The following is a 13,743-nucleotide window of genomic DNA, read 5'->3' on the forward strand; positions in this document are numbered from 1 at the left end:
AGCCTTCTTGATAGAACGCAGGAAGGTTCTTTCTGGATAGCAATGATTGTTGCGATCCTCCTCTGTCTTGTGCACGAGGCGGGGGTAACATATATGGTTTCTCTTATACCCAACGCCTTCTTCAGACTTGAAGGAGGCGTTGGGTGTTTGATCTCCTATCGCCAGGGGCAACGAGAAGGATATCCCGTTGCCCCTGGTCTTTGTGTTTATTAGCCGAGAGAGGGTACCAATACAGCAGCCAATGCCTCTTTTATCTAGACGATTTTCGGACATGGGGAGACAGGCACTGGATAATTTCTGGGGACGAGTGAAGCCCTTCCAGACGTTCGAGGACATGCCCGTGGTGTAAGAGCAGCAAAGTCGGCAGGGAGGCCACCTCCAATTCGTCGGTAAGATGAGGGGATTCCTGCACATTGATCGGAAGAATCGCGACCTGTCCCTTCAGTCGTTGTTCCACGTGATCTAAAATATATGGCAGCCGCCGAGACGGCGTACACCAGGGGGCCCAAAAGGAAGCTAATACGAAGGGAGCTTTTGACTCTCCGGTGTGGTGGGGTAGACGATAGAGCTTGCTCATGAGAAAAGCCTCCTGGCATGAGAATGATACGAGTGTATGCGATAGAAAAACATGTCTGGGATCGAGAAAAGAAGAGGACAAGAAATCATGCCCCGGCCTGGTTGATAAAAGAGACATGTGCTCCATAACCGCTTATCATGAGCAGACCCTGGAAGTTGAATTTCTCCCTTTATAGATTCTTCTCTCGTTTCTGTAAACGAAGAATCGTGTATGCTTTATCCCGTTGAAAATTCCAAGCAACGAAAACGTCTTGAATGGGTCTTGTTAATAGCGCTTCGCCCCCATTTTCGCCAAACAGTTTCTTCTCCAACGCGGTTTTCTTTCGTTTTAATAGGTGTTCGTGCCCGTGGATAATCAATTCTTGCTCAATGCCGACTAAAATGCCTGTTTGCTCGATGACTAGTTCATGTTTTCCCAGCCAAAACACCTGGACCTTCTCCGGTGTTTTATCTATTTGTTTGCTAAGAGTTATGATTTCTTCTTCCACAAGCCCTTCGCGAAGTTCTTTGGGCCAAGGAACCAGTTCCTCTTCTTCACCGGTATCTAGAATCCCCCAGATCATGCCATTGGGCGGCTTGCCCTCCTGGAGGTTCCAATCATAATACATTTCTTTGAGGCTACCCATCGTTTCTGTTTCTATCACCAATCGAATGGGATCCAGCAATTCGTTCATCATGTCATGGCGCAGCTGCTCGATCCCCGGCGATCCGTTCTTGGCCCATAACGTTCGTTCGATCGGGGCTAAGAACTCTTGGAGATACAGCGTCAGGAAAGGAGGTTTCCATTGCACATGCATCGATCTTGGTCCTCTCCCGAAATGATTTCGTAATATCTTGCTCACCTGGCCTTCGATGCTTCCTTCTATCTCTTTGCGTTCGTTCATCCAACCAGTTCCCTTCTCTCCCATATTCATTATAATCGTCATTCCTGGGGTAGTAGGAATACAGGGATGGTTTTAGTATAGTTAATTTGTCAAAGATGATAAAGGATGAATATGTGTACTAATGATGATGATGTACTTCCAGTGTCTCGACGTCCCTCATGGCTACCTAAAAAAGAAGGACCGAGAAAAGGTTCTCGGTCCTTCAGGGGGCTGCTTTCAACCACGCCACGGGCGGGGGCCCTCTCATGTAGCAGAGAACGTCCCCTGTTCCTTTTCCATCTTTTTGTTCCTGCGAACAGTTAGTTTTCAGGGATTTGCATGGAAAGAAATTCATCCTCGTTCATGCCTCTTGGAACAGAAAGAGACTGCTATTATTACGTACGTCTCTCGTGCTTATTTTTCATTGGACGCTCTGCATCCGTGATCGAGAGATTCATCATCATAGGTTATATCTCACAAAAAGAGCCTCTCCATAACAGAGAGGCCTTTTTGCTAGAAGCGATTAAATGGGAGATATCTCCCGCATAAGATATCTATCCAATGCATTCCCTTTTTTGTTTTTCTTAAACATCGAGCATTAATCATCTTACGTGTGGGGTTGATGGTCTCTAAAGCCTGATGGTATACCTTTTTGAAAAGTAGCTTTTAAAAAATGGCCGAGACGGGTAGTCTCGAGCCATTTTTAGGGGAACATCCCACGTATGGACGTCCATAAATAATATTCCTGGTTTCTTTTATCGTTAAACCTAGCCATGGTGTTTCCTCTGGTAATAGGTCAATGCGCCCCCGTCACTGATACCGGGTGTCTCCCTCTGGACCGTTGGATGATGACGGCGATACGTCTCATTATCTGGACGGAGCGCCAAAACAAAGCAGCGTGTAGCTATGGGCTGCTTCCAGGCTGCCCGTGACAAATATCTCCTGGAGAGGGCGTTGAAAGGTGTGAGTCAGTCGTTCCCCATGAATGCCCTGTTTATCAGCCTGGGCCCGTTGTCTTTCCACAAAGCGGGGGTCGTGTTCAGCAATCATGGCTTCCTCGAATGGGGTCACCACGTTTTCCCGTTTTGCTAAAAAAAGGCGCTCATTCATCCAACCCCATGACGCCCAGGCACCTGTACTGGGATGCAGCCCCATCGAGGTGGTGGAGGAAGTGTCGGCCGGCCGGTCGGCTGTGGTGTTGAACGAAGGGCAAGCATGAGCGCCGGACACTTCTCCCACCAAAAGAATCATGGCCGAAGCCTGGGAGAGGTTCCAATCCATGTGCATCTCGGTCGGTACAAAATGAAGGTGCGTTTGCACGGTCGCCTGCAGGGATGTCCCCAGATGGTCGAAGGCCATGGTGCGGCACTGATGGACCGTATCCGACCGCTGTTGGTCAAGCAGGGTTCGTTCCATGGGGGCCAAAAAATCGTGTAAGTACAGGACGAGATAGGGAGGAGCGAGCACCACATCGGTCGCGCGAGGCCCTTTACAAAACTGCCGCTGAAGCAACTTGCCAATTTCTCCTGCTGTCCTGGTGGTGGCTGCTACCTGTTTCTCCACGAAATCATCTCCTTGTTTGTTGGTTACACACCTAAAAAAGCCAGAACGACTCGAGGCACGTTCTTGGCTTATCGCTAGCGCTTCGGTCCAGCGGTTTCTACCATGGGTTATGAGGTCGTTTCAATAAAATGGATACGCTGCAGGCACAGACGTCCCGTTACCTGACGCATGTTTCTTTTCAGTTGATAATTATTTATATACTTACATTGCTTGCATATACTATTCTCGTTAAGGGAAAAGAATAAACATCCATTCAGAAAAAAGAGAGAGAAAAGGACGACTGACCTAGAGCGAAAAAGACGGAAGACCTGGAAAAAACGAAGGACGTACCAACGTATAAATCGAGCTACTACCAGTACGTGACTGGATGATATAATAGATGGTTGGAAGGAGGCTATATATGAGGACTCAGGACCAGCAACAAGAACTCGCCAGTTATACCGGGCGTCTGTTACGGGACTCGTTCGGCAAAGGGCCGGAAGCGGCTTACGTGACGATTGGCAGCAGTCATGTACTCGTGTTTCTCAAAGGATTCATGAGCCCGATCGAGCAGCAGCTGCTTGAAGATCAGGGAACGGAAGCGGTCCATGCTCTACGGGAAAGCATGATGAAAAAGATCGTACCCCAGGTGCGCGAGCATGCCGAAGAACTAACGGGAGCGTCCCTAAATGAATTTTTTTACGACTGGGACATGGAAAGCCGGACCGGCGTGCTGGTCGGCCTGCAGCCGGAAGCCTATCAGCAGTCGCAGAAGGCGTCGGAAGCCCTACAGCAGAAATACCGGCACAAAGAAGAAATCGAGCAGACGGTCCGGGATGTTAGTGAAAAGGCCGAACGAAAGCCTGACCACGTGGCCTCGGTGCGGGTCGATAAGCGAACCATTCTCATTGTACGTACAGGGATCCTGGTATCGATTGAACAACAGCTGATTGATTTGGGCTATGAACAGACCCTTCGGATCGCCAAACGGGAACTCGAGAAGGGGATGTTTTACAAGGACGGTCTGTTTGCGGACATTCTCGGCGTCGACGTCCGGGATATTTTTGTGGATTGGAATTTCGACAAGGATAAAAGCACCGTGGTTGTGGTGACCGATCCGGTGGAATAAAGCATGGGAATGACCAAGAAACACATGATTACGTCGTTCGTTGTCTATATTTCAGTCCATCCCAAGTGAAACAAACCGAAGGTGGCGTCGGAAAAAGGTTTGTCTGCTTGCTAAAAGGGAACAGGGGAGAAGCTCGTTTTTTAAACGTAAAGGAATAAGACCCGGGTCGTAATTAATAGATCAAACGCTATTAATAAGCCAGGAAATCGTCTTCAAGACGATTCTGGCTTATTTTTTGTCTTAGAGAGATGCGGGCGAAGAACAAGCATCGGCAAATAAAAAACGAAAAGCATCAACAGCCATTAACGCTTGAATGATCATATCTGCCAAAAAGATTAAGAAAGGAGGGGTCAGCCGTGCCCTACTGGTTCTACCGATTATTACCAGCACCCGTGAAACGTTTGCGAAGCATGTCCAAGCGCCAGCGCTGGCATGAAATCCGGGCCAGCCTGTGGGTGGTGCCGGCCCTCTATATCACCCTGGCCGCGCTGCTAGCGGGGGTTTCGTACTGGGTGGAATTTGGCCTGAAGCCGGGGTGGCAGCTCCTGGCGGCCTTTACGACGGAATACCAGCTGACCGAAACCTTGTACAGTACGCTGCTGTCGGGAATCTTAACGCTCAATGCCTTTACCTTTAACTCCATGCTGATGGTGTTGACGAACGTCTCGAATCAGTTTACCCCGCGCGTCCTGCTTAATTTTATCGCCAACCGGAAAACCCAGCATGCGATCGGGGTTTTTAACCTCAGTTTCTTTTACTTACTGATCGTCTTTTTCTTTCTTGACGGGTCGATGAGTCAATACACGGTCTTTCCGATAACCGCGGTACTTATGAGCGGATTTTCGGTGCTGAACTTTGTCCTATTCATCAACCATGCCGTGAAATGGATGCAGGCCCCAAGCATCGTCAACGACATGAAACAGCAATCCCAAAAGCGCATCTTACACACGCTGCATGAGGATCTCGAGGCTCACCGGGCTCAGGACCCCTACCGGGTCATTCACCCGAACGCTTCCGAACTGGATCACAACCATGCGCATACCATCGCTTCGGAGACCACAGGATACGTACAGATTATCGATTTTGGCCAGCTAATCCAACAGGCGAAGCAGGACGGGATTATGATCCAGCTGCGCGCAAGCGTGGGGGATTTTGTTCTCCCCGGGTTTGTGCTGCTTGATTATTGGAAAATGGCGGATGAAGGGCAGGCGGCCGTAGACGAACGAAAATACCGGGAGTTGCTGTTTATGGGCGACCGAAAGACAGAGGTCCAGGACCTCGGCTACGGCGTGCGAAAATTGAAAGACATCGCGGTGAAGGCGTTGGGCAACGACGAGCCCGGCACATTTGAAGATGCGTTGAACCAGATGGTGGACCTGTTGCGATCGATCGCTGACGTGACCTCATTTACCTCCTATTTAACGGACGATGAGGAAACGCTTCGGGTGATCATGAAGGAAGAAGCGTTTCAGGATTATCTGTATGCGGCGTTTGGGCATATCAGCGTATATGTGAAGCGGGATCCGGTGCTGACGAACACGCTGTTACAAGCCCTTGTGATTCTCAGCAGTGCTCTCCCGGACCGGGAAAAGGCAGCATGCTGGCACTTCGGCCAGGTGGTAGCCCAATCATTTGCCGAGACGTTTTCGCATGCCACGGAACAACTAGCGTTTTATACGTCCCTAGAAACCCTTTCGGTGGAAGCACGGGACCCGGATACGTTTCATCGGTTGATTGAAGAATTTGTCCGGAACGGGCTCCTGGAAGCCACCTATAGTCATTCCGAATAGAGATCCGTGTCCACGAGGCGAGACAGACGTTTGAGGTTTTCACCGGGAGGAAATAGCCCCAAAAGAGCGTGAGGAAAATAGAGATCCATCATTAAGGAGGGAAAACAGCATGTTATCGTTTATTTGGAGTTTAATTATCGGCGGTCTGATTGGCTGGGCGGCAGGAGCCCTTACGGGCCGCGGCGTGCCATTTGGTATTATTGGTAATATTATTGCCGGGTTTATCGGCGCCAGTTTAGGCACAGCGCTGCTTGGCAGCTGGGGACCAACGATTGGCGGCTTCGCCATTATTCCGGCACTCATTGGCGCGGTTATCCTCGTATTGGTCGTAAGCTTTATTGTTCGAGCGATCAAGAAGAACTAACGGAAAAGAAGTAGCACGAGGGGAAGGAAGCTGTCTGGGTGATAGACAGCTTCCTTCTTTTGTTGAAAGACAATGTTGGAAAAGGGGAGAAGCGAATATGTTGGATTTAAGTACCTTGGAGGGGGGCCTAGAACTAGCCTAACGAGTATAGACCTGCGGGGAATCAAAAGGCCCGAAAGCAGCGGATAAAACAAGTTTGACCAACCATTAGGAGCTTATTCCCAATACCAACAAAAGAACCCACCCTTTCATCCGTTAGTGAACCGTAGTAGAATAAAGGAGAATCCTACAGAAGCTTCTTCATTCCCATAGGTTCACGCTTTTCCACCCCGAAGAGCCCCCTCGCCCGGGGTTCTTTTGTTCTTAGGAAGGCAGCATTCATATGAAAGGAACGTTCGATACGGTTGAAGACCAAAGGATTCAAAGCGGAAAGACACCAACGGTCTCCCATGTATAGATTTGTCCATTGGTTATGGGGTGGTGAGGGATAGGTTTCCTATCACCCATGCCGTTCCATTGGTTTTTCAGGTAGTGGTTATGGGTCCAAAGCAGGAAGAGAAGAGCCATGAACAAAGGATGAAAACTAGTGATACTTACGTGTGATAATAAGGCGCGACGATATGATGGGACAGGAAGGACTGGACGAGCGCCAGTACTAAGTCACAGAACTCTCTCGGGAGATCTGTGACTTTTTTGATGAAAAAGGTTCATTATGTATACCTACCGAAACGATTCATTTTTATTACAAAACAAGGAGACAAGACTGCATGCACTTTACATTTGATTCTTCCATGTCGCTTCAAACCTTTTTTAGCGAAAACGACCAGCTATTTGAACAGACGTTATTGGCGGAAGACGAGGAGATCCGGGATCATATTCGACGAATTTTGCAGACCGGGCGCATCGATCTTCTTCAAAATGCCCGACAGGTCACCACATATACGTTGGAGGGAGACAAAGATCAATTACAAACATTCGGGCGCTACGAAGGAGAGGCGTGGGCGGTGGCGGCGATTGACCCCTCGTTTAAGCTGAAATGGGTCCACGCGTTGCGCCGAACGGTGTGGATGTTCATCGAACAATATCATCAATTAACAAACGAGACCGATAGAGCCTCCTTTTTTTTATGGGAACGGGAGGTCAATGACTGCCTGGATCTCTTTTTAAATACGTTTGTGCAAACTTATACCACCTACAAAGAGGATGTTCTGCAGGAGCAGGAACAACTGGTGCAAACCTTATCCGCCCCTATTATTCCGGTTAGTACCTTCGTCAGCATTCTGCCGGTCATTGGCAATATGGATGAGCGCCGGGCAGAGTTGTTAATCGAAAAGGTGTTGACTGTAGTTGCCGAACGGAAAATTCGGACGCTGATTGTTGATCTTTCCGGGTTAGAGTACCAGCAAGCAGGGAAGATCGATATGTTTAACAACGTAATCGATGGGGCCTCCTTGATGGGATGTGAAATCGTCATGACAGGGATTCCTACCGCCCTTGCCCAGGATATGGCTGCCTCCACGACGGCGTGGAAACCGCAGGTCAAAACGTTGGGTTCGCTACAGCAGGCGCTCAACGAGTATTTTTTGAGAACTCAAGCCCCCACTGACGATGACGAAGACATTTTGTTCCTAAGGTCGATAAAACAATCATCGAAAGGTACCCTTGATGAAAGAAGGTGAACAAAGCGTGCTCGTCTCTTTGGACCAATACAAGGCTCGGCGAGCTCTCCGACGTATTTCCAAGGAAGTTCGTATAGATTTGTACCATCAACTATTGGAAGCAGACCGACACCTACTGACGTTAACCCTGGAGCAGGAAGCGCGCTTGAGCTTGGATATGCATTTTTTGCACGAGGAAGACCTGGTGCATTTTTGGGCGTTGCCAGAAGAAGAAGCCCTGGTGGCTCCTCATACCAAAGAATATGTGGTCATGGCGCCCCCAACGTTATCTCAACTTCACTTATAGAAGGGAGAGGTATGGATTGCTGCTCCCCCTTCTCTTTTACGAAGCGCTTGCTATTCTACCCACGAGTTACTCCAAGAAATGAAAATAACGGATGGCTTGTGATCAATCAAGCGCAAAGACCCGCATTAACGGGATTTTGCATACAATCCTCATCAAGCGGTGGAAAGAAATAGGAAAGAGATGTTTAAGGATATAACCTCCTGGGGAACAGAAAAAGTAGCACCATGGATGATGACTTGGTTTTGAACAAGCGGCTCCAATGACGACAAACCATATACGTGACTGGCTGCAATTAGAGGAATGAATGCCTGCTAATAAGCCGAGAAGGACAACGATAGATGTGTCTTTTTCGGCTTATTTTTTATGGCTTGATTCCGCAGCCCACAGGAAATAAGAGGATAACAGCTGTCGAAACCAAGCGATTATCACATTAAAAAAGAAAGGATGAATCATCGTGGCAAAGAACAATGAAGAAAACAACAGCAAAATGACCCGCGAGGAAGCTGGCCAAAAAGGCGGAGAAACCACCAGTGAGGAACACAACAAAGAATTCTACGAAGAGATCGGCCAAAAAGGCGGCAAGAACTCCGGTAATGGCTCCAATAACAACAGCGACTCCAACGACCGCCGCTAAGCAGTATTGGAGTCACCAGGTTCCCGTATCAGCTTCCCTACAAGCGTGCCAGGAGTGACTCTAAATTAACAGGTTATTGGTCGAAAAGCAATTTATATACTCGAGTTCCGTTAATAAATCCATTTAAGGAGGATTACCATGGCAGAGCAAGAATTTAAAACCGGCGAAAAAGCACCGGAAAGCGGCACGTATCAAGTGAAAAGTCTCGTGAATGGTAATAACGCGAGCGATGATAACACTACCATTCAATTGAACGAAGGCGATCAGTTCCCACCATCGCCATCGGAAAATGAAGCGGCGTACTGGGAAAAATCCTCCTAAGCATCAGTCGATCATAGAAAGCAGTATAATAGTGGAACAGGCACTTCTACAAGTTGGGTCTGTTCCCTTTATATGAAGAAGAAGGAAAGCGTTTTATCTCGGGAAAAGCAAGACGAAGGAGGGGAACGATGACGTACGAAGAGTGCATCAACGAATGCCTTCATTGCATGGAACAGTGCAATCGCTGTTTTGACGATTGTTTAAAGGAAGACGATGTCAAAATGATGGCAGCATGCATCCGCCTGAATCGCGAATGTGCTGACATTTGTGCTTTAGCTGCCAAGTCGATGCAGAGCAACAGCCCGTTTGCCGAACAGGTCTGCCGTGTGTGTGCAGACATTTGTGAGGCCTGTGGCGATGAATGTGCGAAGCACGAAGCTAAGCACTGTCAGGACTGCGCAGAAGCTTGCCGCCGCTGTGCGAAAGCTTGCAGGGAAATGGCAGCGGTATAACGAAATAACGTTTACATGGGGTGGTCCCGGGGAGAATGGGGAAGCATTTTCCCCGGGATTTGTTTTGTATAGGTATTGAATAAAGAGGCTGCTGGTTCCAGACTCTCTCCAGGGGTCTGAAAAAGAAGTAAAAAGAACGAGAAAACATAAGCCATGGAAGTGTGACTGAAAGTCTCAGCAAAGGAGGGAAATATAATGGGGGAACTACGATCGTATGTGGAAGATTTAAATGAGCACGTCGATGATTTGTTGGAGCATTTGCCGATGTTCGAAGACGCCCTGGAACAACGATTTCATCTGGTGTTAAACGAAAAGAAGGCGATGCTCACGTCGGTATTGCATGAATTGGACCAGCACCCTTCGGATGATGAGAACATCAAGCGGTATCTAAAAATCATTTACCGGGACGATGAAGTGGAAAAACTGAATTTTCAGGCATGGAAGCGGCTGTGTCAGCAGAATCAGGCCGTAGACGCCTCGGTGCTTGAGCACATGGAACAGACGTTCAGTCACATGAAAGAAGTGCTTGAACATGTGGCGGAAGGCACGGATCATTTGTCGGCCCGAAACATTCGCTACGTCGCACCGGCATTATATAAATAACGAAGAAACGAGGGATATCCATGCAATGGGGACCATACCGGACAGACACACATATCGATACGACCGGGGCCGTCGACCGCTGGGTCCACAGTACGTGTAATTTGTGCTCCATCGGCTGCGGCACGGAAATCGCGGTCAAAGATAATCAGATTGTCGGCATACGGGGGAAAACGGAGCACGATATCAACCTGGGCCGCCTCGATCCCAAGGCGAAGGATCAGTGGATCCCAAATAACCATGCGACCCGGCTCTTGAGCCCGTTAATACGCAACCAGCAGGGCGAGCTCGAGGAAGCGTCCTGGGACGAGGCGATGGATTTGATCGTTCAAAAAGCGAAGGAAACCGTGGAAGAAAAAGGCGGGGACGGCTTTTCCATTTATTCGACCGGCCAGGGCTTTTTAGAGGATTATTATTCTATCGCAAAAGTCGGAAGGGCCGGCCTGAAAACGCACCTGCTGGATGCCAACACCCGCCTTTGCACTGCAACGACCGAATGGTGCCTGCTGCAGTCGTTCGGCTCCGACGGCGTACCAGCCGCATTCGAAGACCTCGATGTAGCCGAAACCGTCATGTTCTTTGGCCATAATCCGGCCGAAACCGGCACTGTCTTTTTTGACCGGGTCATGGAACGAAAAGAAAAGACGGGAAAACCATATATCATCGTGGTGGATCCAAGAGAAACGTTAACGGCCCAGCACGCAGATCTTCACCTGCAGCTGCAGCCCGGGACAAACGTGCCGCTGCTGAATGGCCTGCTCCGGGAGATTCTCCACCACGGAAAGGTGGATCAGCCGTTCATTGATGAGCACACCATCCATTATGGGGAAATGAAAGATTCCCTGGAGGGATGGTCCCTTGACCAAACGAGTGAAGTAACACAGGTCCCTGTGGAACAGCTGCAGGAAGCGGCCCGGCAGCTGGGACATACGGAAAGCCTGGTATCGACGACGCTGCAGGGCGCCTTTCAAAGCAGCGATGCGACTGCCGCCTGTGTGGCGATCAACAATATGCATCTGGCACGGGGACTGATCGGAAAGCCCGGCAGCGGTCCGCTGCATATGGCCGGCCAGCCGAGCTCCTCCGGCAACCGGACCGTGGGCGGTGTCGGCACCTATCCCGGTAACCGAAACCCGGAAAACCCCGACCATCTGCAGGAAATCGCCGATTTATGGAACGTGGATCAGGAGTCCCTGCCGGTGGGGCCGGAAAAAGGGATTATCAAGCAGTTGGAAATGATGGAAAAGGGAAAGATCGGCTTCTTTTGGAATATTCATACCAACCCCCTGGTCTCCCTGCCGGACCGGGAACGGGCGCGAAAAGCGATGGAAGACGTCTTCGTGGTCGTGCAGGATCCATTTCTCACCGCAACGACGGATGTGGCTGATGTCATCCTGCCGCCGGCGATGTGGGGCGAAAAGGAAGGCACCATGGAAAACGCCGACCGGACCATTAATGTGCTGCGAAAAGCGGTGGACCCGCCTAACGGGGTATGGACCGACTTGGAAATCCTTGTAGATTTCAGCCGGCGGATGGGCTTTACCGACCAGGACGGGGAGCCGTTGATTCAGTACGCGACCCCGGAAGAGGCCTTCGAGGAATGGAAACGCGTATCTGAAGGGCGCCCGAGTGATATGACCGGCATGACCTACAACCGGCTCGAAGAAGCGAACGGGATCCACTGGCCGGCGCCGAAAACGCGCCCGGAAGGAACAACGCGGCTGTATGCCGATGGAGCTTTTCATACGAAAACCAACGATGCGCAGAGTTTTGGTAAGGTTATGGATACCGGCCGCCCATACACGCAGGAAGAATACCAGTCCTTTAATCCGAATGGGAAAGCCATCTTCCATGCGACCCATTACTTTGGGCCGCCGGAACAGACGAAGGAAGCCTATCCATTGTGGTTAAATACCGGGCGCCTGGTCTGGCACTGGCACACTCGTACTAAGACAGGCTTGTCGCCGAATCTGGAAGAAAAAGCACCGGAAGCGTTCGTGCAGCTACATGAAGACGATGCCCGGCAGCTGGAGGTGACGGACGCCGAAGAGGTGCGGGTCGTTTCCCCGCGCGGTGCCATTACAGTGCCGGTGCGTATCTCGGGGGAAGTCAAGCCGGGAGAAGTGTTTATTCCGTTTCATTACGGCAACTGGGACGGAGAAGCCTCAGTCAATGAACTGACGATTGACGCGGTGGACCCGTTGTCCCATCAACCGATGCTCAAGCACGCGTCCTGCCGGATCGAAAAAATATAGAGCCTGTCGAAAGAGCCTGAGAGGTAAAATGCCGGAGCATATTTTTACTTTTTGGCAAGCAGCCTGGAAGGAGGGTGCCATGCAGCCGAGCAACGCCGTTTTAGAAAATCAGCCCCCATCCGGGGCGATTGTAATGGCATGGGGGATCTTTCTGCTGGGGCCCTTTGTCTCTTTTTTTCCTTTAACCAGTGCGATTGGGATAAGTCTTGCTATAATTACGTGCTTCCTGTGGGGATATATTTTTGTTTCTATCGTATACACGTGGGTAAATCCCCGGACGACCAAGTTATCGAAAATAGGTACGATACCGTTTTTTGGTATTGGTACGTGGGTGGCCGGGAGTTCTGTGCTTGCCCAGCTGCTTCTCGAATATGCCGAATGGTCCCTGGTCCCTGTTTATGTTCTGCTCGTAATCAGTACGGCCGTGTGGATCGTTTATACAGGAGTAGTCGCTAAAAAATTAGGCACACTCACGCAAGACCGCGAAACCAGAAAACAGGCGCACGGCGTGTTGCTGTTAACCACTGTCAGCACCCAGTCACTCATCCTGTTATATGTAAAAATGTTCTCGACAGCCTTCCCGATCGTTATTGGTGTATTGCTTTTAGCCATCGGCTTTCTCTTTTATGTAGTGAGTCTTCCCTTTATTTTTCAACGCTTCTGGAAATATTGGGCCAATACCAATTGTATTATTCACGGAGCTTTATCCATCTCTGGCACGGCCGCTGTCAAGTTGGCTGTCTTTCCTCCCGGGCTTCTGGCTGGATTTTGGATACTCACTTCCGTCCTTTTTATTATGATTGAAAGTATAGAACTGTTCCGTGCTGGGAAAAGACTTGTTTATGAGGGACCGATAGCCGGTTTAGGCGTCTACGCTGTCTCGCAATGGTCCCGAAATTTTACGTTCGGCATGTTTTACGTATTTACTAAAAACCTTTCCCTTCCTGAAGGAATGAGTTTTTTAGCTCCTATTAAAAATGGGATTCTCACGGCCGGACCGTGGGTTCTGTTGGTTTTACTTGTGGCGGAGGGGATGCTGTGTATTAAAAATTATATCGTGTCAGTGAAAACTGATGCTTAAAAAGCTTCCTTTTTCCTTTAAAGAAATAGTTGATGTAAAGAGAAGGTATATGAATTACACGAAGAGGAAAATATTTTTGCTGCATGATAAAAATAGCTCTTTTGTTGCGGGTTTACTAACAATTATTTCCATTAACGATAAAAAAGAGACAGAATCCCCGTTGATACGGTA

General features: G+C 49.4%; 13 protein-coding genes and 1 pseudogene. 11 read left to right on the forward strand and 3 right to left on the reverse strand.

Annotated features, from left to right (window positions below):
• Nucleotides 1–250: 250 nt before the first annotated feature.
• The 3 genes from ACTTK6_RS14795 to ACTTK6_RS14805 form a co-directional block, all read right to left on the reverse strand.
• Complete coding sequence (locus ACTTK6_RS14795; protein ID WP_462833803.1) at nt 251–703, reverse strand: thioredoxin domain-containing protein; 453 nt, start codon at nt 701–703, stop codon at nt 251–253.
• Between the two features lie 43 nt (nt 704–746).
• Nucleotides 747–1,460, reverse strand: a complete 714-nt coding sequence (locus ACTTK6_RS14800) for a Na-translocating system protein MpsC family protein (protein WP_462833804.1) — start codon at nt 1,458–1,460, stop codon at nt 747–749.
• Nucleotides 1,461–2,306: 846 nt separating this feature from the next.
• Nucleotides 2,307–3,002, reverse strand: a complete 696-nt coding sequence (locus tag ACTTK6_RS14805) for a Na-translocating system protein MpsC family protein (RefSeq protein WP_462833805.1) — start codon at nt 3,000–3,002, stop codon at nt 2,307–2,309.
• A gap of 400 nt (nt 3,003–3,402) precedes the next feature.
• On the opposite strand from ACTTK6_RS14805, the gene ACTTK6_RS14810 reads away from it, so the two are divergent.
• From ACTTK6_RS14810 to ACTTK6_RS14860, 11 genes and pseudogenes are all read left to right on the forward strand, one after another.
• Nucleotides 3,403–4,110: a Na-translocating system protein MpsC family protein gene (locus ACTTK6_RS14810; RefSeq protein ID WP_462833806.1), complete on the forward strand. Its 708-nt coding sequence runs from the start codon at nt 3,403–3,405 to the stop codon at nt 4,108–4,110.
• A 356-nt stretch (nt 4,111–4,466) separates the two neighbouring features.
• Nucleotides 4,467–5,900: a DUF2254 domain-containing protein gene (locus ACTTK6_RS14815; protein ID WP_462833807.1), complete on the forward strand. Its 1,434-nt coding sequence runs from the start codon at nt 4,467–4,469 to the stop codon at nt 5,898–5,900.
• A gap of 109 nt (nt 5,901–6,009) precedes the next feature.
• Nucleotides 6,010–6,264, forward strand: a complete 255-nt coding sequence (locus tag ACTTK6_RS14820) for a GlsB/YeaQ/YmgE family stress response membrane protein (protein WP_462833808.1) — start codon at nt 6,010–6,012, stop codon at nt 6,262–6,264.
• Between the two features lie 767 nt (nt 6,265–7,031).
• Nucleotides 7,032–7,943 carry an STAS domain-containing protein gene (locus tag ACTTK6_RS14825; RefSeq protein ID WP_462833809.1) on the forward strand — a complete coding sequence of 304 codons (912 nt, stop codon included), beginning with the start codon at nt 7,032–7,034 and terminating at the stop codon, nt 7,941–7,943.
• Nucleotides 7,930–8,229 (forward strand): hypothetical protein, encoded by a 300-nt coding sequence (locus ACTTK6_RS14830; RefSeq protein WP_462833810.1) that lies wholly within the window; start codon nt 7,930–7,932, stop codon nt 8,227–8,229. Before ACTTK6_RS14825 ends, ACTTK6_RS14830 begins: the two co-directional genes overlap by 14 nt.
• A 487-nt stretch (nt 8,230–8,716) precedes the next feature.
• Nucleotides 8,717–8,845: pseudogene (locus tag ACTTK6_RS14835) on the forward strand (KGG domain-containing protein); the annotation flags it as partial.
• Nucleotides 8,846–9,001: 156 nt separating this feature from the next.
• Nucleotides 9,002–9,184, forward strand: a complete 183-nt coding sequence (locus ACTTK6_RS14840) for a YjzC family protein (protein ID WP_462833811.1) — start codon at nt 9,002–9,004, stop codon at nt 9,182–9,184.
• 128 nt (nt 9,185–9,312) lie between these two features.
• Nucleotides 9,313–9,636 (forward strand): four-helix bundle copper-binding protein, encoded by a 324-nt coding sequence (locus ACTTK6_RS14845; protein ID WP_462833812.1) that lies wholly within the window; start codon nt 9,313–9,315, stop codon nt 9,634–9,636.
• 195 nt (nt 9,637–9,831) lie between these two features.
• Nucleotides 9,832–10,239 carry a hypothetical protein gene (locus tag ACTTK6_RS14850; RefSeq protein WP_462833813.1) on the forward strand — a complete coding sequence of 136 codons (408 nt, stop codon included), beginning with the start codon at nt 9,832–9,834 and terminating at the stop codon, nt 10,237–10,239.
• Between the two features lie 20 nt (nt 10,240–10,259).
• Complete coding sequence (locus ACTTK6_RS14855; protein ID WP_462833814.1) at nt 10,260–12,491, forward strand: molybdopterin oxidoreductase family protein; 2,232 nt, start codon at nt 10,260–10,262, stop codon at nt 12,489–12,491.
• 79 nt (nt 12,492–12,570) lie between these two features.
• Entirely contained in the window at nt 12,571–13,572 is a 1,002-nt protein-coding gene (locus ACTTK6_RS14860) for a TDT family transporter (protein ID WP_462833815.1), read from the forward strand.
• The last annotated feature ends 171 nt before the right edge of the window (nt 13,573–13,743 follow it).

Source organism: Marinococcus salis (genome assembly GCF_054971365.1).